At 69.3% G+C, this 22,566-nt stretch carries 15 protein-coding genes; 9 read left to right on the top strand and 6 right to left on the bottom strand.

From position 1 onward, the window contains the following. Positions 1–218 precede the first annotated feature (218 nt). The 6 genes from ACWEO5_RS00240 (at position 219) to ACWEO5_RS00265 (ending at position 8,735) form a co-directional block, all read left to right on the top strand. Positions 219–3,509, top strand: a complete 3,291-nt coding sequence (locus ACWEO5_RS00240; RefSeq protein WP_452158614.1) for a BTAD domain-containing putative transcriptional regulator — start codon at positions 219–221, stop codon at positions 3,507–3,509. 152 nt (positions 3,510–3,661) lie between these two features. Further along, a complete protein-coding gene (locus ACWEO5_RS00245) occupies positions 3,662–4,330 on the top strand; it encodes a pyridoxamine 5'-phosphate oxidase family protein (protein WP_344549705.1) in 669 nt (222 codons plus the stop codon). Between the two features lie 44 nt (positions 4,331–4,374). Beyond that, on the top strand, positions 4,375–5,661 hold the full coding sequence (locus ACWEO5_RS00250) for an MFS transporter (RefSeq protein WP_452158617.1): 1,287 nt from the start codon (positions 4,375–4,377) through the stop codon (positions 5,659–5,661). A gap of 436 nt (positions 5,662–6,097) precedes the next feature. Beyond that, positions 6,098–7,576, top strand: coding sequence for a tyrosine-type recombinase/integrase (locus ACWEO5_RS00255; RefSeq protein ID WP_452158619.1), 1,479 nt, complete (start codon positions 6,098–6,100; stop codon positions 7,574–7,576). Between the two features lie 241 nt (positions 7,577–7,817). Next, on the top strand, positions 7,818–8,048 hold the full coding sequence (locus tag ACWEO5_RS00260; RefSeq protein WP_452158621.1) for a hypothetical protein: 231 nt from the start codon (positions 7,818–7,820) through the stop codon (positions 8,046–8,048). A 9-nt stretch (positions 8,049–8,057) separates the two neighbouring features. Next, positions 8,058–8,735, top strand: coding sequence for a helix-turn-helix transcriptional regulator (locus tag ACWEO5_RS00265; protein ID WP_452158623.1), 678 nt, complete (start codon positions 8,058–8,060; stop codon positions 8,733–8,735). A gap of 203 nt (positions 8,736–8,938) precedes the next feature. On the opposite strand, the gene ACWEO5_RS00270 is transcribed toward ACWEO5_RS00265, so the two are convergent. The 6 genes from ACWEO5_RS00270 to ACWEO5_RS00295 all read right to left on the bottom strand — a co-directional run bounded on the left by ACWEO5_RS00270 (position 8,939) and on the right by ACWEO5_RS00295 (position 17,702). Next, positions 8,939–10,231, bottom strand: a complete 1,293-nt coding sequence (locus ACWEO5_RS00270; protein WP_452158625.1) for a DNA sulfur modification protein DndB — start codon at positions 10,229–10,231, stop codon at positions 8,939–8,941. A 32-nt stretch (positions 10,232–10,263) separates the two neighbouring features. After that, positions 10,264–10,866 (bottom strand): hypothetical protein, encoded by a 603-nt coding sequence (locus ACWEO5_RS00275; protein WP_452158627.1) that lies wholly within the window; start codon positions 10,864–10,866, stop codon positions 10,264–10,266. Between the two features lie 143 nt (positions 10,867–11,009). Further along, positions 11,010–11,846 (bottom strand): phosphoadenosine phosphosulfate reductase domain-containing protein, encoded by an 837-nt coding sequence (locus tag ACWEO5_RS00280; protein ID WP_452158629.1) that lies wholly within the window; start codon positions 11,844–11,846, stop codon positions 11,010–11,012. 2 nt (positions 11,847–11,848) lie between these two features. Continuing rightward, a complete protein-coding gene (locus tag ACWEO5_RS00285) occupies positions 11,849–15,409 on the bottom strand; it encodes an ATP-binding protein (protein ID WP_452158631.1) in 3,561 nt (1,186 codons plus the stop codon). Continuing rightward, complete coding sequence (locus tag ACWEO5_RS00290; RefSeq protein WP_452158633.1) at positions 15,406–16,506, bottom strand: DUF4007 family protein; 1,101 nt, start codon at positions 16,504–16,506, stop codon at positions 15,406–15,408. Before ACWEO5_RS00290 ends, ACWEO5_RS00285 begins: the two co-directional genes overlap by 4 nt. 53 nt (positions 16,507–16,559) lie before the next feature. After that, positions 16,560–17,702, bottom strand: a complete 1,143-nt coding sequence (locus ACWEO5_RS00295) for a cysteine desulfurase family protein (protein WP_452158635.1) — start codon at positions 17,700–17,702, stop codon at positions 16,560–16,562. 455 nt (positions 17,703–18,157) lie between these two features. On the opposite strand from ACWEO5_RS00295, the gene ACWEO5_RS00300 reads away from it, so the two are divergent. The 3 genes from ACWEO5_RS00300 to ACWEO5_RS00310 are packed head-to-tail and all read left to right on the top strand — an operon-like array spanning position 18,158 to position 22,556. Then, positions 18,158–19,783: a DEAD/DEAH box helicase gene (locus ACWEO5_RS00300; protein ID WP_452158637.1), complete on the top strand. Its 1,626-nt coding sequence runs from the start codon at positions 18,158–18,160 to the stop codon at positions 19,781–19,783. Continuing rightward, positions 19,780–21,648, top strand: a complete 1,869-nt coding sequence (locus ACWEO5_RS00305) for an ATP-binding protein (protein WP_452158639.1) — start codon at positions 19,780–19,782, stop codon at positions 21,646–21,648. The genes ACWEO5_RS00300 and ACWEO5_RS00305 overlap by 4 nt, the downstream gene beginning before the upstream one ends. Next, on the top strand, positions 21,645–22,556 hold the full coding sequence (locus ACWEO5_RS00310) for a phospholipase D-like domain-containing protein (RefSeq protein ID WP_452158641.1): 912 nt from the start codon (positions 21,645–21,647) through the stop codon (positions 22,554–22,556). Before ACWEO5_RS00305 ends, ACWEO5_RS00310 begins: the two co-directional genes overlap by 4 nt. Positions 22,557–22,566: the final 10 nt, after the last annotated feature.

Genomic DNA, 22,566 nt, shown 5'->3' on the forward strand with positions numbered 1-22,566 from the left:
GCAGCCTCCACATGCCTTCCCAGGGGTCTTCCGGACCCGTCCCAGCACCTGGACGGCCCCGCCTCGGCTGCCCCGCCCGGGCGCCCCGTCCGGGCGCCCCGCCCGGGTGCCTTGCCCGGGTGCCTTGCCCGGGTGCCTTGCCCGGGTGCCTTGCCCGGGTGCCTTGCCCGGGGCTGTCGGCGGAACCCACACTGATCGTCCGGAACCGAGGGGGCGTCATGACGGAGCAGCAACCGGCCGATCCGGCCGACCCGGCCGGTTTCGGGGCGCTGCTGCGCGACCTGCGCACCCGCGCCGGGCTCAGCCAGCAGACCGCCGCCGCCCGGGCCGGACTGAGCGCCCGGGCGCTGCGCGACCTCGAACACGACCGGGTCCGCCGACCCCGGGAGTCCACCGTCCAGCGCCTCGTCGACGCGCTCGCCCTGACCGGACCGCAGGCCGACGCGCTGCGGAGCGCCGCCCGGGACGACGGCCCGCCCGGCACCGGCCGCGGCACCACCCTGCTGCTGCTCGGCCCGCTGCTGCTGCGCCGCGGCCGCGACACCGTGCCGATCGGCAGCCCCACCCTGCGCCGCCTGCTCGGCCTGCTCGCCCTCACCCACCCCGCCGCCGCCACCCGGCAGGAGATCACCGACACCCTGTGGCCCGCCGGACCGCCGGACTCGCAGCAGAGCCTGCTGCACACCCACGTCAGCCGGCTGCGCCGACTGCTCGGCCCCGAAGACCCCGGAGGCCGCGGAACCCCCGACGACCCCGCGGCCGGCGTCGTCCGCACCCCCACCGGCTACCGGCTCGGCCTGCCCCGGCACCGGACCGACCTCGGCCGCTTCGACGACCTGATGACCCGCACCACCTGCCTGTGGCACGCCCCCGACCCGGACGCCGCCCACCGGGACCTCACCCGCGCCCTGCGGCACTGGCGCGGTCCCGTCCTCGCCGACGCCGACCCCGCCCTGCGCCGGCACCCCGCCGCGGTCGCCGCCAACGAACGCCGGATCCGCGCCGCCCTGCTGCACGCCGACACAGCCCTGCTGCTGCACCGCCCCGAACAGGCCGTCCCGCTGCTCCGGGAGCTGGCCCACACCGAGCCCCTGCACGAGGCCCTGCACGCCCGGCTGGTCCTCACCCTCGCCGCGAGCGGCCACCAGGCCGCCGCCCTCGACACCTACACCCGGCTGCGCACCCGGCTCGACGAGGAGCTCGGCGTCACCCCCGGCCCCGAACTCCACGACGCCCACCTGCGGGTCCTACGCGGCCCGCGCAACCCGGCGGGGCGCCCCGCCGACCGCCGCTCCACCACCGGCCGCTCCACCACCGACCTGGCCGCCGGCAGCCCGCCCGCCGACCGCCCGCCCGCCACCGGCCCGTCCGCGCCGCGCCCGCTCGACGCCCTCCCGAAGCCCGCCCAACTCCCTTACGTACCCGGGCAGTTAGTCGGGCGGCACCGGAAGCTGCGCGAACTCGACGGCCTGCTCCCGGCCGGCCCCGGCGACCCGACCGGGCCGGCCGACCGCCCGCCGCTCGTCCTGGTGACCGGCCCGCCCGGCATCGGCAAGACCGCCCTCGTCACCCACTGGGCGCACCGGCACCGCGACCGCTTCCCGGACGGACAGCTGCACGCCGACCTGCGCGGGCACTCCCCCCGGCCCGCCCCGCACCCGGACGACCTGCTCGCCCGCTTCCTGCGCGCCCTCGGCACCCCGCCCGACCGGCTGCCCGCCGACCCGGACGAGGCCGCCGCGCTCTACCGCACGCTGCTCGCCGACCGCCGGGTGCTGATCGTCCTCGACGACGCCCGCGACGCCGAACAGGTCCGCCCGCTGCTCCCCGGCGCCCCCGGCTGCGCCGTCCTGGTCACCGGCCGCAACCGCCTCACCGGCCTGCTCGCCGCCGACGGCGCCCGCCGCCTCACCCTGGACGCCCTCGACCCGGCGGAGGGCGCCCTGCTGCTCGGCACCGTCCTCGGCCCCGGCCGGGTCGCCGCCGAACCCACCGCCGCCCGCCGGCTCGTCCACGCCTGCGGCGGCCTCCCGCTGGCCCTGCGGATCGCCGCCGCCGACCTGGCCTCCCGCGGGACCGCCCTCGCCGACTACGCCCCCGCCGGGCCCGACGCCGCCCTGCTCGCCCGGCTCGACCTCGCCGACGACCCGCGCACCGGCCTCCGCGCCGCCTTCGACCTCTCCTACCGCGCCCTCCCCGCCCCCGCCCGCCGACTGTTCCGCCTCCTCGGCTCGGCCCCCGCCCCCGGTCTCGGCACCGACGAGGCCGCCGCCCTCACCGGCACCGACCGCCCCGGGGCCGCCGCCCTGCTGGCCCGCCTCGCCGACGCCCACCTCGTCCGGGAGCAGCCCCCCGGCCACCACCGGCTGCCCGGCCTGCTCCACCCGTACGCGGCGGGGCTGGCGGCAGAGCCGGAGACCGAACGGGGCGTGCAGCGGGTGGCCGGGCCGGTCACGCAGGCCGTCCGGGTGGGGGCCGACATCAATGCGTTGTGCGATACCGATCAATCGGGCGAGGACAATCAACTGATTGACGATCAGCTGGTTGACGATCAGCTACTCGGCGATCAGCCGGTCGACGATCAGCCGGCCGGCCACCGGCACCCGGCCGGGCGGCGGAACGCCCCGCACCCCGACGACGTCACCGTGCTGGGCCTGATCTGCTGGAAGCTCGGCCGACTGCCCGAGTCCGCCGAGCACTTCACCCGGGCCGCCCGCGTCCTCGGCGCCTCCCCCGGCCCGGACGGTACCGACGGCACCAACGACGCCGGCGGCACCGACGAACGGGAGGCCATCGCCCGGACCAACCTGGCGGTCGTGCAGCGGGCGCTCGGGCTCCCCGGCGAGGCGGTCCGCGAGATCGGCCGGACCCTGCCGGTGCACCGGCGGCACGGCAACCGGTTCAGCGAGGCCGTCGCGCTGACCTGCCTCTCCGGCGCGCACACCGACCTCGGCGACCACGCCAGCGGGCAGTTGCTCGCCCACACCGCGCTCGCCGTCGCCCGGGGCGTCCGCAGCCGGGCGCTCCAGGCCAACGCCCGACTCGCCCTCGCCACCGCGTACTTGCGCGCCCGGCGCCCCGCCGGGGCGGCGGCCGCGTACCGGGGGGCGCTGCGGCTGGCCGAGGCCGCGGGCGACCGGCACCCGCAGGCCGCCGCCCTGGTCGGGCTCGCCGCGGCCCGGCTCGACAGCGATCCGCGCGGCGCGCTGCGCACGGCCGAACGCGCCCTCGTCCTGGCCCGCGACGCCGGGTTCCGCATGTTCGAGGGCGACGCCCTGACCGTCCTCGCCCGGGTCCGGGTCCGCCTCGGCGAGCCGCACGCCGCCCTGGCCCCCGGCGCCGACGCCCTCGCCCTGCACCGCGCGACCGGCCACCGCCCCGGCGAGGCCCGGACCCGCCTGGTGCTCGCGCTGGCCGCCGCCGCCCTCGGGGCCGACGCCGACGCGGTCCGGCACCGCCGGGAGGCGCTGCACCTCGCCCGGGCGATGGGCGGAACTCCGCTGCACTGACCCGGAAGTTCCACGGAACTTCCGCCCCGCCGCGCCTTCGCAGCTCAGCGGCACCGCCGCCGGCCCGCTCGCCGCCAGTCCGGTTCCGGCCGCCCGTACAGCCCGGCTCCCTACCGTGGTCGCACCTCCCCTCCGGACCCCGAGGTGACCCCTTGAGCCGTTACGACCGACTCGCCCGCACCCCCGCCGTGCGCCGCGTCCAGCAGGAGATGGGCAGCGCGGACGCAGCCGAGCGCCGGCTGCGCACGCCCGACGCCGGGCCCGAACCGCTCGGCGCCGCCGAGACCGCCTTCGTCCAGGGCCTCGACGGCTTCCTGTTCGCGACCGTCAACGAGGACGGCTGGCCGTACGTCCAGCACCGCGGCGGCCCGCCCGGCTTCGTCCACGTCCTGGACCCGCACACCCTCGGCTACCTCGACGTGCGCGGCAACCGGCAGTACCTCACCACCGGCAACCTGCGCGGCGGTGACGGCCGGGTCGCCCTGTTCTTCCTCGACCACGCCCGGCAGGCCCGCCTCAAGGTGTTCGGCCGCGCCACCGCCGTCCCGGCCGACCGGGACCCAGTCCTCGCCGAGCGGCTCGCCACCCCGCGCACCGAGGGCCGGGTCGAACAGCTGGTCACCATCCGCGTCGAGGCGCACGCCTGGAACTGCTCCCAGCACATCACCCCGCGCTTCACCGAGCGCGAACTCGCCGACGTCCTGGGCCCGGTCCGCGACCGGCTGGAACGGCTCGACCGGCTGGAACGGGAGAACGCCCTGCTGCGCGCCGAACTCGCCGCCGCCACCGGCCGGGCACCCGCCTCCCCCGCGCAGGACTGACCCCGCCGTGCGCTCCTCCCCCACCCCGAAGGGCTGACGCCGCCGTGCCCGCCAGTCTGACCGACCACCCCGCGGCCGCGACCCCGGCCGCTCCCGAACCCGCCATCTGGTCGCGGAACTTCCGCCGCTACTTCACCGCCCGCAGCGCGGGCCTGCTCAGCTGGGCGATGCTCCCGGTCGCCGTCTCGGCCGGGCTGCTCTCGGCCGGCCGCGGCCTGGACACGGCGGGCTACGCGATGGCCTTCCTGATCGCCCCGTTCGCCGGGCTGGTGCTGTTCGGCGGCGTCCTCGCCGACCGGTTCACCGCCCGCCGGATGATGATCCTCGCCGACCTGACCAACCTCACCGCGCACGTCCTGCTGGCCGTCCTGTTCTGGCACGGCGTCGACCGGCTCTGGCAGCTGTACGCGCTGCTCGCGTTGGCGGGCACCGCCAACGCCCTGTTCCAGCCCGGCGCCTCCTCGACCGTCCCGCTGGTCTCCCGCGACGTCCAAGGCGCCAACGGCGTGCTGCGCACCTCGGAGGCGATCACCGGCCTGGGCGGGCCCGCGCTGGCCGGCGTCCTGGTCGGCTTCGGCTCCACCGGCTGGGTGATGGCGCTGTCCGCGCTCGCCTACGCCACCAGCGCCGGCTGCCTGTTCGCGCTGCGGCCGGGGCCGGTCCCGGCCCCGCCCGCCGGGCACTCGCTCTGGCACGACCTGGCCGTCGGCTGGCACGAGTTCCGCTCCCGCAGCTGGCTCTGGGGCGTGATCCTGATCTGGATGGTCTACGCCGTCCTCGCCTGGGGACCGCAACTCTCGCTCGCCGCGGGCGTCGTGGTGCCCACCCACGGCCCCACCGCGTTCGGCCTGGTCAACTGCGCGCTCGGCGCGGGCACGGTGGCCGGCGGCCTGCTCGCCATCCGCTACAAGCCCGGGCGCCCGCTCGCGGCCGGTGCGGTCGCCATGTTCGCCTACCCGCTCTACCCCCTCGCCCTCCTGCTGCACGCCCCGGTCTGGCTGCTCGCCGCCGCCCAGGTGCTGGTCGGCGCCGGCCTCGGGGTCTGGGGCGTGATGTGGTCCACGGCCGTCCAGACCCAGGTGCCCGGCGAGGTGCTCAACCGCGTCCACGCCTACGAGGTGGCCGGCTCGGTCGGCCTCTACCCGCTCGGCTCCGCCCTGGCCGGACCCGCCGCGCACGCCTTCGGCGCCGGCCACGTCCTCGCCGCCGGCACCCTGGTCGCCCTGCTCACCCCCGTCGCCCTCCTGCTCGCCCGCCCCGTCCGCACCCTGCCCCGCGTCCCGGACCGCCCCGGCCCCCGCCCCGACACCCCAGCAGCGCAGACCAGTTGATCCCCGCCGACCAGCCCTCGTCCACAACGAAGAAGCCCCAGGTCGCTGACCTGGGGCTTTACCGTGGAGCGGGTGACGAGAATCGAACTCGCGCTCTAAGCTTGGGAATCCTCCGCCCCGAATCAGGGATTTCCGCAGGTCACAAGCCCTGTATGCCTCAGTTCGGGGCACCGTGGATCATGGGATCCTTGACCGCCGCAGACCTCGACATACCGCCCCTACTCGCGCAACAGTCGCGCACGACGCTCCCCAACCGTTTCGATTCGCCGCCCTGGAGTCGCCTCGATCGTGCCCCGGCATAACCGACCGAACGGCCATGAGACACCGCCCGCTCCTCGGCGAGCAAGGCTGCCGACTGGCCACCTGATCGATGCTCGCGGCGTTTCACTTCCCCTGAGTGTGCAGCGATGCGACCGAAAGGCTCCCGCCATGCGACATGGACGCGACATACAATGACATTGGGGAGCATTTCCCCGGCCAAGAGCACCGACGACCCGAAGGTTCCCAGCACGGCCAGTCGGACCGCCGTATCGGCGCTCCGGTCATCTGCCGCCTTCAACTCCCAGGATCCGGTGGAGTCCTCCGGGAAGGTCTGCCATGCCTCGCAAGCAGAAGGCACGTCGCCGGTTTCGGCAACGCCCGCCAATACAGGTCGGGCCGCTGGAGCGCGACCTACACCGACCGCAACGGCCGGACACAGCGGTCTCCGGAAACCTTCGACACCGAGCTCGACGCCCTGACCTGGCTGGCACTCGTTCAGGCTGACCTCGCCCACGGCCGCCGCACACCTATCACCTCCCCACTCAAGGGCGTCCTGTTCAAGGACTACGCCAAGGACTGGATCGACAACCGCCCCCTCGCGGCCACTACCCGTGGGCTCTACCTGCGCCTGCTGAAGGCATGCATCCTGCCCACCTTCGGCAGCACCCCTGTCACCCGCATCACCTTCGCGGAAGTCGGGCACTGGAACTCCGAGCAACTGGACAAGCACGGCGAATCAGTCGCCGCCAAGGCCTACCGGCTCCTCAAGGCGATCATGGAGACCGCCATCGCCGACGACGAGACGCTCCCCCGCAACCCGTGCCGCATCCGCGGCGCCGGCAGCGAGCACCCGGCCGAACGCCACACCGCCACCGTCACCCAAGTCTTCACGCTCGCCAACGCCGTCGGCGAACGGTGGCGCCTGTTCGTCCTCCTCGGCGCGTTCGCCACCCTGCGCCCCGAAGAACTCGCCTCCCTCAGGCGCGAGGACATCGACGTCGCCCGACGCCTGATCCGCATCACCTCCGCCTCGCCCGAACTCCTCAACGGCAGACGCACCACCAGCCGCCCCAAGTCCGAGGCCGGAACCCGCACCGTCCACCTGCCCGCCATCCTCGACGAAGCACTGCACCTGCACATGGACCGCTACGCCGAGCCCGGCCCCCTCGGACTCGTCTTCGTCGGCGAGAAAGGAGCCCCCTTCCGCCGTTCCACCTTCGGCCGCACGTTTCGCAAGGCCCGTGCCGACGTCCCCGGCCTGCCGGAGAACTTCACCTTCTACGACCTGCGCCACACCGGCAACACCCTCCTCGCCCAGGAAGGCGTCGGCCTCAAGGACCTCATGGTCCGCATGGGCCAGAGCACCCCACGCGCAGCCATCGGCTACCAACACTCCGCTGACAACCGCCAACGCGAACTTGCCGACAAACTCGACCACCGCATCCTCACCGACCTCCGCCACGGGTCAGTCATCTCTGACCGGGCCTGTCCTACCAAGCAAGCGGCCAACGGCCATGGCTCCCGCTCGCCTGGATGCCAAACCGGAGACCCACCTCAGTGTCCGCACCCCTCGATCTCCGACTCGGGCCTTCACCAAGCCCCTCGGCGGAAAGCCGGACACTCCAAATTGCCCTCCGAGCACCATCGGAGCTGATGCCACCTCCTACCAGGAAAGATGACGTAGATCACGGTTGCAGGCCGCCTAGCGCACAACGGAATTGTTGCAGCCCAGGTTGTGGACAGACACGCAACAAAGCGTGCCAGAGCACCCCATGCGGCTGGACCGTCGCGCGGGTGCCGACGCACCATGTTGAACGCCTGCCACGGCCGTGAGGCGGCGCCCCTCCCGGCCGACCTGGCAGTGAAACGCCATCACCTGCAACGGAGGACTCCGAATGCCTCGCAACAAGCGCACCCGTCAGGCGCCCCAGATTGCACGGCAGGGTGCTCAGCCGCACCCCCTGATGCCGCCCCTCAGCAACCTTCTGATCATCATCGTGGTCATCATCGTGTTGGATCTGACCACGGTCCTCGTCCCTGATACTCGGCCGCTCCTGGTCCAAGCCCTGCCGCTCACGGGCGGCCTCGCAATCAAGATCAGTCAGCGCCGCATCGCAGGAAGGTAGGAATCGCACATGGGCCGGCCGGAACGTCCGGTGACCACGGAGGGTACGCACCTGGCGGAACTCGCCTTGTGGCTTCGGTCAGAACGGCACCGCGCTGGTGTTACCTACCGTGTTATGGCTGCGGGAACCGGATACAGTGTGTCAACGTTCAGCCGAGCTGCAGCTGGCAACCTGGTTCCGACCGACCGCGTGGTGCAATTGTATGCCCAAGCATGCGGATCTGATCTTGAGAAAGCTCGGATGCTGCGGCGGCGCGCCGCTCGCGAGGAATATTTGAACCGGCGCCTGAGACTGGACTTCCCGTCTGGCTTCAGGCCCCCGCGGCCGCAACTTGTCATCGACGAGGCAGAACTCCGGCAAGCAATGCGCTACCTGCTGCTAGAGAGTGGCCTTTCTCTTCGGCAGGTCGAGCAAGTCTCGCGGGACCGCCACACGGAGCGCGGCGGGGGGTACTGGCTACCTCGTTCGACCCTTGGCGCCGTAGTGAAGGGCAACTTGCGTCCCACACTGCGCGTCGTAATGGCACTCGCCGAAGCATGCGACGTACCCGAAGCCGATTTGGTGCATTGGGAGCACGCATGGGAGCGAGTCCACTCCCGGTTGATGGTCGAAGCGTGGGAGGAGGACTGGCCGACAATCCGAAAGGCGGCAGGGAAATTTCCAAATCGCCTCCCTTACCCGCGCTGAACACGACACGCCAGGCGAGAACAGAGCGAGGCGCTCGCCGTCAGAATGCGCCACGCCCACGAGCCCTGACCGGACCATTTCCGACGGCCTGGAAACCGCTAGGTAGGTCAACTCCCAATCGCCTGGCGTGATCGGACAATCGCATAGGGCCCGCTGTCACCCGTATCTTGAGTGACAGCGGGCCAGCCAACACCTTGCTGGGTTCAGTCGGCGTCGACCGGAAGGAGGGCGTACAGCTCCTCCGCCGGCACGGGGTACTTGGTCTTCATCACGTCAGCGTAGGCGCGCAGTGCCCTGCTGATCTGGGCCTTGGAGCGCGGCGCGAGGTGAACCTGGAGAAGGTCGTACAGAAGCTGGTTGTTCCCGCTGGCCATCTTGCCCTTGGTCTTCGTGCCCTCGGGCGTCTCGATCCACATGGAAGAGAACGGCGCCGAGGTCATCTTCCAGTCAAGGGCCGACAGGCGCTTCATCAGCTCCGGCCACTCCAGCGATCCCTGTTCCAGAATGTGGCGCACTACCCTTGCCACCTGGACCTGGATCGCCGGCCGCATGAACGGGTGGCCTGCACCGTCCCGGCCCTTGGGCGCCCGCAGGTCCTTCGGCGACACAGAGGCGAGGTAGCGCTGACGCAGGTTTCCGCACGCGTCGAGGAGTTCACGGAGACGAACGGTGAGGACCTCGTAGCTCTGGTCGAGGAGCTCGTCGGTTGCTCGCTGGTTGGACTGGTCGCTGGTGCAGGGGAGGTCGTAGCCGATCTCCTTGGCGACATCGTAAAGCACACCGATAGTGCTCCATGCGGGACTTGATGCGTTGATCGAGCGCTGGGCCAGTACGAGCTCTCCGTCCTGACCGACCTTGCTGAACACGAGAACGACCTTCTCCCGCTTCAAAAAGTCGTCTTCGTCGAGCAGGCGGCGGGTCAGGATGGCGAAGCTGTCGTCCTCATCGAGGGCGATGTTCTCCTGCAGGTTGGTGCTCTTGGCGTTCCGGTTGATGTTGGTGAAGAGCCGCCGGGTACGCTGGCGCCCCTCCTCCGTATCAAAGTGCGGCACCACGATGACGTTGATGTCCTCGCGGCCGAGCTCGGGGTTCTGCTTGATCGCTTCCTTGATCGCCTTGAGTCGATGCTGGCCGTCGAGGGCGAAGAACTGCTGAGTCCCATCGAAGGTGAGGACGCCGAAGTTGCGGTCCAGCCCCTGCAGGACGGCCTGGTCGTCCGCGTCCATCGAGACGGAGTGGTACTTAGGGTCTCCACCCCACACCGCGATGATGAGTGCTCCGAGGAAGCGGTTCTCGTTGGTGAGGAGGTACTCGGTGATCTTCTCCGTCCGGTCGCCGACGCCACGCTGGATCATGGTGCCGAGGTCCCGGTTTCCGCCGAGCTCATGCGCGAAGTTGATCTCACGCGCGACCTGGGCGTAGCTCATCAGGCAGGAGTAGTAGGTCCAGTTGCCTACCTTGGCTTCGAAGGCGGGGACGAACGTCTTGGACGGCATGAGGTACCTCTATGTCAGGAAAGGAGTTTGAGCTAGGAGCGGAGTGCCGGCCTGGCGACCGAGCTGATCCGGCCGCGCAGGGTCGGGCCGCCCTGGATGTTGATAGGCGGGTTGTAGAGGTGAAGTAGCCGCTCCTCCAGGTTCTTGATCATCGATCGGTCGTCGACGGTCGCGAACCAGTACTCCAGGGGGCGCAGCGCGAGGTAATGAGTGAGGCGGTCGTCCCGGTTGGTCGGTGGTTCCCGTGTCCAGAGGTTCTCGGGGTTACCGCGCAGGTGCTTTCGATAGTCCCGGTACCTGTTCCTGAGCGTGTTACCCATCTGGCCAGCGCCGCCTGCGTGTCCTATGTAGAGGACTTGGTGGAAGCTGCCCGCTGTCCTGTCCGCCATGGACAGCTTGATCGACGGGGACCAGACGAACATATAGAGGCCCGGCTCGTCCGGTATCGCGTCGACGATCCCCTCGGTCGCTTTGAGTCGTTCCCAGGGGGAGGCGAGTTGCTTCAGGTCGTGCTGGAGGACCTGGTGGGCGGGCACGTCCAGCATCGGCGTGATGCCAAGCTGGATCTCGAGAGCAGGACTGGCGTCCAGGCGGTGGCGGTTGACCGCCAACGCGATGGTGTCTGGTGTCGCCATTCCTCATGTGCTCCGGGCGGGTGAAGGTGTGGGGTGAGTGCACACATCCTTACACGCTGCAGTGACAGCCGGAGTTATGAGACGGAAAAGAGTCCGATAAGTGAAGAATTATCACTTATCGGACTCTTTCGGGATTTCCGCGCTCAGAGGTGGCAGACGGAACAGCCGGCCTCGTCGTCATCCGCGTCCAGGGCGTCGGAGAGGACTTCGAGCAGCGGCCGGTTGGGCTTGATCCGCTTGGCAGCGCGGGCGAGGTTTGCCTTGTGCTTGGCCTGGATCTCCTCGCGGCGCTCTATCAGGTCGTGCAGGGATTCGCCCTGGGACCAGGTGTAGTCGCGGCCCTGCATGGCGGTGCTCTGGTGACGGACCTTCTCTTCGTAGGCGACAGCCTTGTCGAAGAGCTCGGGGTGGCGGTCCTTGAGGCCGAGCCATTCGTGCTTGCGCTGGAAGAAGCAGAAGTAGCAACCGGAACGGGTGCGCCACTCGTAGTAGGCGGGCAGGCCGGTGCCGGCTTCGTCGAGGATGCGGTTGACGCCGTCGCGATCGATGCCGTCCTCGCGGAAGGGGAAGACCGCTGTGATATTGGGCTTGGTGCTGACGTAGCCGAGGCGGTTCTCATCGGCACGGATGGCGACGTAGGAGATGACCTCGTCGTCACCAACCCACTCCTCCAGCGGTTTGATCTTGAGGTTCTTGGTGCACCAACGCATCTGGGGGCTGGGCAGGGTGCCCTGGTAGACCTCGAGCCAATGGTCGAAGTCCCGGTCGGTGTTCAGACGCACGATGGGCTTGCCAACGGCGGCTTCGAGCTTGTTGAGGTACGCGTAGGTCTCGGGCAGCTCGGCGCCGGTGTCGCAGAAGAAGTACTCCATGTCCGGCACTCGGTCGCGCATGTAGATGGCGAGGGCGGATGAGTCCTTGCCGCCGGACAGGCCCAGGACGTGCCGAACCTTCTTTCCGGAAGCGGTGGTGTCGGTCATGGTCACTCCGTCCTCTCAAGTTCGCTGGTAGCGGGGTCGGTGACGCGCTGGGCCAGGGCGGCGAGCAGGATCCTGGCGCCGTCGGGGCCCAGCACCTTCTCAGCCTGCGTCAGCACACTGACAGCAAGGCTCTCGGCTTCCTGCTGGGCCTGCTTGGGCAGGTAGATCAGGGTGCGCTGTTCCGCCCCGTCCTTGTCGGTCAGGGTGAGAAGCCGTGCTTCGACCTCCTCGGAGGTGTCCACCGACTCGTTGCTCTTGTACAGGTGGCTGACGCGATCAAGGGCGCTTGCCATCTCCCGCACCTTGCGAGGGAAAACCTTGACGTCGTTGTCGGACCAGTCGCCGAGGGCAGCATGGGACAGCCGGACGATCATCGGGTCGAGCCAGTCCTCGTCCGGCAGGCCCTCGTTGAGAGCTATGGCGACGAAGCCGCGCAGCTCCAGGCTGAGCGCAACGCCAGCGAAGCCCTTCAACCTAGTGGCAAGGGCGCGGCGCAGCTCGGACAGCTCCACAGGGAGGCGGAATTCTCGGGCGATCGTCTCGACGACCTCGGCGCGCAGGGCGCGGTCGGCGCTGGAGACCTCCTCCGCGGCGGCAGCCAGGCGCTCGACGTAGCCCTTGTTCCCGGCCGTGCTCTTGCGCTGTTCCGGGGTGATCGGGTCGAGACCAAGGGCGGCAGGCAGCGCTCGGAAGAGCAGCTCGTCCGGGTCCTGCGCAGTGAACAGGGCAGAGCGGACGGCGATGGCGTCCTTACTGATGCGCTGGGTACGCCGCGCGTAGGGGGTGAGCACCATGACCCGCTCCATCAGCGCGCGAGTCACCGCCAGCAGGGCGGGGTTGCGCAACGCCTGGGAGCGCGGCGGCTCCACCTTCAGGGAGAGGGACAGTTTCTTCACCACGCTGTGCCGAAGGCCGTCGCCGACAGGTGTGGCCTTTACCGCGAACCGGCCGGGGGCCTTAACCATGCGCTCGACGACGTCAGGCGTCAGCCGGGGCAGGTAAGAGCCGTCCTCGAACAGGGCGACGTCCTGACTGCGGACGATCAACGCGGTCACCACGAGCAGGGGCACGACACCGGCCTTCACTCCGTACGGCGGCACCATGAGAACCCGGATGATCTGCTCCAGGCTCGTACGTTCGTGTGCGTTTGAGAGCGCTTCTTCTAGGGCCTTCCACACCGGCAGGGTGTATTCGTCCGCGGGGCCCGGGCGGGAGAGGCCGTAGGGCAACAAGGACGTAGATGTGCCGTCGTCGGCCACGCTGGTGTTCTCGCGGTGCAGGCCCATGTAGGCGAGGACACCGCTGTACAGGGCACGTTCCGCTGGATACTTCTCGATGCCGAGGTACTGCTCACCGGACTTAAGGAGCATGGCGGTCAGCAGTTCGCGGCGGGCCTTGGCACCCTGGCTGGTCAGCTCGTGTCGGCCGAGCATCTCGTTGCGGATGCGGGGGCTCTTGGGGAACACCCTGTCGCAGGCGATGGAGGCGAGGCTGCTGAGACTGCGGCCCTTGATCTCCTCGCCCAGCTCCGCGTCAGCAGCAATCCCGGAGCGCCACAGCCACCAAGTCGCCCGTGGGGTCGGCGGGAAGAACGCGGCGCCTAGCAGCTGCAGCAGCTCACGCTTGGCGATGGATGTGCGCTCGCTGATCTCACGCCGCGCGACCGCGTCGAGGGTCTTGTCGAGGTGGAGTTCCTCCAGCGCCACCAGGTTGAACGAGGCTCGCAGGACCAGGCCCGGCTCCTCGGTGACGCCGAGGACCACCGGCAGGTTGGATTCGACGACGGGCCGGTCCTCGATGGTGCCGAGGTGGAAGACCAGAAGACCGTCGGCATGGTCGGCAAATTCGTCGGGCCCGGTGACGACCTTAGTCTGCGCGCTGGTGACCTGGACGAACAGAGGGCGGAGCATGCCGGTCACCTGGCTGTGCCTGCCAGCCGCGACCGCGAACGGCAGGTAGTCACCGAGCCGCTGAATGACAGTGGCCTCGTCGAGGTGACTGTGTGCCTCGCGCAGCCGCGCGTCGATGTCCACGTCGGTGCCGCGCCACAGCCGGTACTCGCCGTTGAAGCGCCGGTGAACGAGGAAGCCTCGGTCCACGAGGTCCTGGAGCTGCGCCTCGAGGGCCGCGAACTTCTTCGGGTTAGCGGCCTCGGCCGGCTCGTTCAACGCGAAGTAGATCATCGCGGCGGTGGCCCGCAGCGCGCCGTCCTCATCAATCAGGTTCAGCATGCCGATGGCGCGCAGGAGGTTCTGATCGGCGGTGGACAGGCCGTTGGCCTGGGTGATGCGCGATTCGATCTCGATCCAGCGGCTCGCGTTGCTGGAGGCCAGCAGCGAGGTTCGACCGGAGTCGAGGAAGAAGTCGTATAGCTGGGGAAGCTTGACGGTGCTGGCGCGGCGGGGCTTGTCGCTGGAGAACGATTCGAGCGAGCGGCGAACGGTGTGGGGCTCGTCGTTGTTGAGGAAGCCGGACAGGCTGCGGTCGTGCTGGCCGATCTGTGATGCGAGGAGCGGAGCGGCAACCGCGGTCAGCGGGTGCAGCGGGTACAGGTCGGTGAAGTCCTGGGCGTCGAGCATGGCAACGTCGTTCAGGCCGTGCTCGCGCCACGCTGCTGCCGCTGCCTGCGCGTAGGTGGAGATGAGCTTCTGGCCGTCCTCGACGACACCGGACTGATCGAGGCGGCGGCGCATCAGCTGCACGGAGTCGCCGATGTGCGGGGTGAACGTCACGCTCTCGAAACGCCCTTGGATCTTCGCCCACTCGCGGGTCTGAAGCTCGCTGGACTGCGCGGCGTAGTCGGTGAACGAGAGGTGCTGCAGCGTCACCATGAAGAGGGGCAACCCCTTGGTGCCGGCGCTTTTCTCGGCGAGCTCTTGCAGGAGGAACAGGTCTTCCTTGGCAGTGGCGACCTGGATCTGCCCAGCGAGGTGCTCGAGGGTCTTGCCGAACTCGTCGACAACCAGCAGCAGAGGCTGCTGTGCACACAGCACGGTGACCGCCGCAATGATGTCCTGCGGCTGCGTGGTCAACGGGTCCGCACAGCGCGCGAGCGCCGCCGAGACGGCCTTGGGGGTGCGGCTTGGCCAGCGGCGCTGGGCCGCAGTGTGAAGCGCCCGAGCAAGAGTGGCGACGAGCGGTTCGCGGCGCGCGGTCGTCACCGCTCCGAGGAAGCCCTCCGGTGCCAGTTGCTCACGCGCCGCGGACAGCCGCTGGGCGAGGCTGCTGCTAGTGCCGGCCAGGACCTCCTGCGCCTCGGCGCGCCGAGATTCGTCGTGCCCGAGCAGCGCATCGATCAGGTTGGCGAGCGTCGACTTACCCGAACCGTAGGCGCCGGTGAACGACCAGGACCGTGTGCGACGTGCGTCGCCGAGGGCATTGGCAAGCCGGTCGAGCACGTCCAGGGCTCGGGCTCCTACGTAAGGGGAGTGGAGTTCGTCGAGAACGTCGCGTTCCAGGTTGGTGGATCGCATACGTGAGCCGACGAGCTCGACGCCGGCGGGGAACTCGAGGCCACCGGCGGTCTTGCGGGCGGTCTTGGGCCGCTGGGTCTCGGTGGTCACTCGTCATCTCCGTTCAGGGGGAGCTGCTGCTCGGCATCCTGCTCCAGCTCTCGCGCCTCGGCGTCGGCAAGCTTCGGGTAGGCACGGTCCCAGGCGTCGCGGGTCGGGAAGCCCGTCCGCTTGCGAACGTTGTCGTACTGGGCGTCGAGAATGTCCCACGCGAGCTCGAAGGGGTCGGTGTCAAAGACGAGGCTGCGCTGGCCGACGGCTTCAATGACCTTCAGGTTCGGAGTGGTCGCGGTCACTCGCTCCAGGGCCGCGGCGATGTCGGGTTCCCGGATCCGGAAGGCCCGTCCTGGACCGCCGCTCTCATTGGCGAGACGCGCCAGGGAGATAGAACCGGCACCAGGCGCAGTGCTCGCCGCGTAGTCGAGGCACGCGTAGGCCACGACCCGGTCCGGCAGCGTAATGCGCGTGCCGGTCGTGAACTCCCACTCCGTGCGGCCGGACGTGGAACGGTCCACCACCTCCATGAGGCCCAGCTCACGGAACGGGCCAAGCATCAGATCCTCCAACGCACCCGGGGCACCGCCCTTGGTCGTCCGCTTGACGGGGACGTACATCTTGGTGATGCAGTCAACGTCCTTGGCGATGGACGCCTCCTCCGGCGCCTTCTTGTAGGACAGGTTGACGTGTCGGACGATCAGCTGGGTCAGGTCGGCGGCAGTGAAGCGAGCGAACGGGGCGAGTTGGAAGGCGACGTACCAGGACGGTGCCCAGCTCTTCGCGCCGGGCCGCGAGGACACCAGCCACCAGTGCAGCAGCCACAAGCTGCCGTGTTCCTCCAGGTACGGGTCGGCGCCGTCCTCGTCCAGCAGCCAGCGGGCTTCCCAGGTGGGATAGGCCCGCATGGCCCGGGAGTTAGTTTCGTCGCTGTAGGACTCGCGGGTCAGCTTGAAGGCTTTCGACCAGTACCGCATGGCGACAACCATGTTCTTGCCTACGCCAAGGAGCACCGGGGCATCGTTGCGGAGGAAGGTCTCCGGGTCCTGCTTCACCTGCACGTATGCCTTGTGGAGCCAGCCGAAGCGGGGCGCGAAGGTGTCGTGGCGCGCAAAGGCGTAATTGGCGGCTTCCGCGAGCCGGCTGTCTGACATGCGAAGTGTTCTCCGTGTCCGTTCAGGTTCAGGGGTACAGCAGGTGGGCGTGACTATGTCGCAGATGCGAGGGTGCCGCGTACGTGGCGAACGGCCTGAACCGTCGAGGCAACAGCCCGATCGACATCCTCGGCGGTCGTAGCGTGCCCCAGGGAGAACCGGACGGTGCAGTCCGCGTCTTCCCGACTACGCCCCATGGCAAGGAGCACGTGGCTCGGCGTGGGCGCACCCGACGAACACGCGCTCCCCTCCGAGGCTGCCACGTCAGGCATCGATGCGAGGACGGCATCCGCCAGAGCCTTGTGGAAAGTGATGCTGGTGACACCCGGCAGGCGACGATCCACTGCTCCGTTGATACGGCAGTCGCCGATCTGGTCAACGAGCGCGTTCTCCAGCGAGTCACGCAACTGCGCGATTCGCGGCACCTCGGCGGCCATCCCGAGGCGGGCAGCGTCAGCTGCCGCCCCTGCGCCGGCGATGCCCGCTACGTTCAGCGTTCCAGCACGCCAGCCGCGTTCCTGCCCGCCGCCGAACAACAGGGGGCGATAGGGAAGCGCCGCCCCGCGGCGAACGAACAGGGCTCCGACTCCTTGCGGGCCGCCGAACTTGTGGGCGGACAGGGATAGCAGGTCGACGTCCGTCTCGGCGAGATCGATCGGCAGCCGGCCGACCATCTGCGTCGCGTCGGTGTGGACCAGAGCCCCCGCCTCATGCGCAGCCTTGACGACGGGCTCAAGGTTGGTGAGCATTCCGGTCTCGTTGTTCGCGGCCATCAGCGACACCACGCCGACGGTCCCGGCCGCGAGGGCTGTGCACAGGGCCTCCATGTCCACCAGGCCGTCAACGTCCACAGGCAGTACCACAAGCGCTTCGGGCTGCTCGGCCGTGATCGCCTTCGCCGTCTCCAGAACGGCCGGGTGCTCCACCGCGCTCGTCACCAGCTGCCCGCCGGAGGCGAACGCCGCGCGCAGCGCGAGGTTGTTCGCCTCCGTCGCACCGGAGGTGAAGACGATCTCGCCGTGGGAGCAGTTCAGCAGGCCAGCGATCTGACGGCGTGCCAGATCTACGCGCTCAGCCGCTCCGCGGCCGGAGCGGTGTGTGCTCGACGCATTCCCCACAGCGTTCATTGCGGCAAGGGCGGCCTGCAGAGCTTCAGGGCGGGTAGGTGCCGTGGCGTTGTAGTCGAGGTAGACCACATCCGCATCTGATGGCTGAAATGCCACGCTCCACCCCACTTCGCTCTGTTCTGCTCTACGAACTGGTGAGTCCAGACTCGGGTACGAGGCCATCCACCAGTTGCTCCTCGCGATCCTAGCCGCAGCAGCCGACCGACGGCGCGCAGGAACCCGTTTCCGCAGCTCCTCCGTGACATTCAATCGCTCATTCCGAACAGATGTTCCCATATCCTCTCGGTGATCGCGGCAGGGCGAAAGTCCCTGCGCGGCGGGGAACTTCAGCAAATCCGACGCCCAACGACCGACTCCGGCTTCCCGGACTGCACACGGGCTGTCGGCGCGTAGGGCTAGGGTTTGATCGCAGTCGGTTGTGTGGCGTAGACCTCACGCCGCCGACGCGTGTGCGCGGAAAGTGCGGTTAAGGGGGCATGAAGCATGGGTGGCATCAGCGAGATGCACCTCGGCCTGGCGGCGCCGTGATCGGATCACCCGGCATCGCGTTTGAGTCAGTCCTGGACACGGCGCCTCTCCCCTACATCCGCAGCCTCCTCGGTGACGACGCCTGCGACCTCCTGGGCCTCCTCTACCGCGATCAGGACACAGAGGGGGCGCTACGGAAGGTCGCGGCCTCCGCGGTCTCCCCCGAGCGGATCATCGGCGATCCGGTCGAACGCCTGTTGTTCCTGGAACTGCTCCCGCTGGAGAAGCGCGCCGAACTCGTCGACCGGCTCGGCCTCACCAGCACGAGCACACGCCCGGCCGGCGACGTTCTCGCGTCCCTGCCCTGGTCGCCGGAGCAGCGCCGCATATTGCTCGGCTTCCTCGGCCTCATCGTCGACCGGGTGCCCGAGATCCCTGCCGCGTTCCGCAGCATCAGCACACCGCAGTACGCGCTCTTCCCCCACCAGCGGCTCGCCGCCAGTCGGGTGCAGAAGCTGCTCCACTCCGGCGAACGCCGGGTCATCCTGCATCTGCCCACCGGCGTCGGCAAGACCCGCACCGGGATGAACATCATCTGCGACCACCTGCGCCGACACGAGCCGACCGTCGTGGTCTGGCTCGCCCGCGGCCGGGAGCTGCTCGAGCAGGCTGCCCTTGAGGCCGAAAAGGCATGGAGCACCCTCGGCAATCGTGAGATCTCCATCGTGCGCATGTGGGGCGACGCGCCGACCGACCTCGACGGCATCGAGGACGGCATCATCGTGCTCGGCCTCGACAAAGCCAGCGCCGCAGCGAGCAGCGACCCTACGTTCCTCGACCGGCTTGGCATCCGCACCACCCTCACCACCTTCGACGAGGCCCACCAGGCGATCGCCCCGACCTACCGCCGCACCGTCGACGCTCTCACTCTGCGCAGCGACTCCAGCCTGCTGGGCCTGACCGCGACCCCTGGTCGGACGTGGGCCGACCTCACCGAGGATGAGAAGCTTGCCGAATTCTTCGCTCGCCAGAAAGTGATGCTGGAGATCGGCGGCTACGACAACCCGGTCACCGCCCTCATCGAGCAGGGCTACCTCGCCCGGCCGAGCTTCCGCACGGTCGCCGCCGAGTCCGGCACCACTCTCAGCAGCCGGGACCAGCAGGCCCTCGCCGCCTCGTTCGACATCACCGACACTCTCATGGCCCGGCTCGCCGGCAACGTGCAGTGGAACCTCCAGGTCGTCCGCACCATCCTCGACCTCAGCCAGGACCACCAGCGGATCCTTCTCTTCGCCGCATCCGTCGAGCACAGTCGCCTGCTCGTGGCGATCCTGTCGGCCCTCGGCCTCGACGCCGACCAGGTAACGGCCGAATCCTCTCCGCGCCACCGCGACCGGGCCATCGCCCGGTTCAAGGGCACGAGCAGCAGGCCGATGGTCCTGTCGAACTACGGCGTCCTGACCACCGGATTCGATGCGCCCGCCGCGAGCGCAGCCGTCATCGCCCGCCCGACCCGATCGCTGGTCCTCTATAGCCAGATGGTCGGACGGGTCATCCGCGGACCGAAGGCAGGCGGAACACCGACCTGCGACATCGTCACCGTCATCGACCCCGGGCTCCCGGGCTTCGGCGACGTAGCGGAAGCATTTACCAACTGGGAGGACGTGTGGAGCGCCCGATGACATCCAAGTATTCGATCGTCACCTCGGACCTGACGGTCAAGGCGCTGCAGGACAGCGGCTACAAGTCCACCGCACACGCCATCGCCGAGCTCATCGACAACGGTCTCGAGGCCGAGGCCGACCTCGTCGAGCTGTTCGTCGTGGAGGGCAACGAGCACACTGGGCAGCGCTCGCGGTACCGCGTCGAGAAAATCGCCGTCCTCGACAACGGGCACGGTATGGACCCGGAGACGCTCCGCCAGTCGCTGCGCTTCGGCGCTGGCACCCGGCAGCAGCGCAAGGGCATCGGCCGGTTCGGCGTCGGCCTCCCCAATTCGAGCATCTCGCAGTGCGACCGCGTGGACGTCTGGTCCTGGACAAACGGACCCGAGAACGCCCTGCACACCTACCTCGACCTCAAGGAGATCGCCGCCGGCCTCGAAGAGGTCCCTGAGCCCAAGCTCGACTCCGTGCCGGGCGAATGGCAGGACCTGTCCGAAGGCCTCGGCCGCTCCGGCACCCTGGTGCAGTGGACCGAACTCGCCCGCGTGCAGTGGCGCGGCGCGCAGACCACCGTCACGAACACCGAGAACCTGATCGGCCGGATCTACCGCCGCCTCATCGCGAATGGCAAGCGGATCAAGCTCGTCCCCGTACGCGGCTGGGCGCAGCTGCCGGGTGCCGGTCCCACTCGTCCCAACGACCCGCTGTACCTGATGAGTCCGAGTTCCACGCCCACGCCGTTCGACAAGAAGGCCATGTTCCGCGCCTACGGGGCCGGCAACACCGGTGAGGTCGGCGTGGAGAGGTTCATGGTCCGCGCGGCGGACGGGCAGGACTACCCGGTCCTGGTCCGCTCCTCCATCGCCGTCGACGCAGCCCGCCGCACTGACATCGAGGGCCAGCCCTGGCCGGCGAACGTGGCCCCGAGTCTCAAGCCGGGTGACACCCCTTGGGGCAAGCACGCCGCGAAGAACCTCGGGATCTCCCTGATCCGTGCCGACCGTGAGCTCGACCTCGACACCGGTTGGATCAACTCCTACGACCCCGTCGAGCGGTGGTGGGGCGTCGAGATCGACTTTCCCCCAGCCCTCGATGAGATCTTCGGCGTCACCAACAACAAGCAGGCAGCAACAATCTTCTCCAGCCTCGCCCACTTCAACTGGCGAGAGGAGGCGGCAGGCCTGTCCTGGGAGGAGTACCGAGAGGAACTGCGTGAGGAGGGCGACCGGCGCCTTCCGTTGATCGAGATCGTCTACCACATCCGCGAGAAACTCCTCGGCCGCCTGCGCACCGAGCTCGCCCACCAGACCGAGGGCACCCGCTCCAGCCGCAAGCGTCACGAGACCGTCGAGGTCCAGGCCGAGGTGGCGGTCCAGCGCCGGCGTACCGAGACCCGGCCGAGCCTGACCGACCAGCTCGCCGAGGAGACGCCGGTAGAGGTCAGCAAGCAGATCCAGTACGAGAGCCTGGTCCAGACACACCACTACAATCCGGCCGATGCCCAGCGCATCATCGAAGAGACGATGTCGCAGGGCAAGCACGTCCGCCTGCTCACTAGCCGTAACCCCGACTCGCCGGCCTTCTTCAACGTCGAGTACATCCCCGGCATGCTTCAGGTCGCCCTCAACATGGACCACCCGGTCTACAACGACCTGATCGCCGTCCTCGACGGAGACATCGACGGCGCGAGCCGCGAAGAACTCGCCGCGCGCCTGACCACCGCGGCCAACGCCTTCAAGCTCCTCCTGATCTCCTGGGCCAGGTTCGAGGACGAGCAGCCCGAGAAGCCCCGCGAGCGTGCGAAGCGGATGCGCCAGGACTGGGGCCGCCTCGCAAGCGAGTTCCTCGGCGCCAGCGACGCCGACGACGAGGACGACGAGTGACGGTCGATCACGTCTGGCGCCAGATCGAGCAGCACCTCGCTTCCGCCACTGACCGTATCCTCCTGGTCGCCCCCTTCATCAAAAAGGAGGTCTTCCGGGCGGCACTCGACGCCATACCCGCTGGCGTCGAGGAGATCACCTGCATCACCCGGTGGTCGGTGTCCGAGATCGCGGCAGGAGTGTCCGACCCGGAGATCGCTGAGCTGGCGCAGCAGGACGGACGCGCCACCGTCCGGCTGTGCCACAACCTCCACGCGAAGCTCTACGTCGCAGACGACCGGTGCCTCGTCGGATCCGCCAACCTCACGGGCAAGGCCACTGGGCAAGTGCCGGCGGCAAATGTCGAACTGCTCGTTGAGGTCACCACAGCCCATCCGGAGGTTCAGCGCGTCCTGGCCACGCTCGACGTCGCCTCGGTGCCGGGAACCGTGGAGCTGGCCGAGCAGCTGCGCGAGCAGGCCGACCTTATGCGGGACGACGAAGACAGCCCCCGAGTGATCGTGCCCGGCCTCGACGAGCAGCCAGCGCAGTGGCTGCCCGAGACACGCAACCCGGAACGGCTCTACCGGGTCTACAACGGTCGCCACCGCCACATCGGCAGCGACGTACTGGCCGGCGTGCTTCGCGACCTCGCCTACCTCGACATCGGCCCCGGGCTCGACGAGCAGGCCTTCGGCACACAGGTCCTCGCCCGGCTTCACGCGCTGCCGGAGCTTCAAGGGCTGACGGCGGCCGGACGGGTCAACCTGGCCGACGCTCAGGACTCGCTGCGCGACGCAGGTGACCTCACGAGCGAGCAGGCCCAGCGCGCGGTCGAGACGATCGCAGCCTGGCTCCAGTACTTCGACGATGTGCACTTCGTGCCCACCGGCCCTTGGGAGATCCGGCAGGGCAAGGAACTCACTTAGCGCAGCCGGG

It is taken from the genome of Kitasatospora sp. NPDC004272, assembly GCF_053603035.1.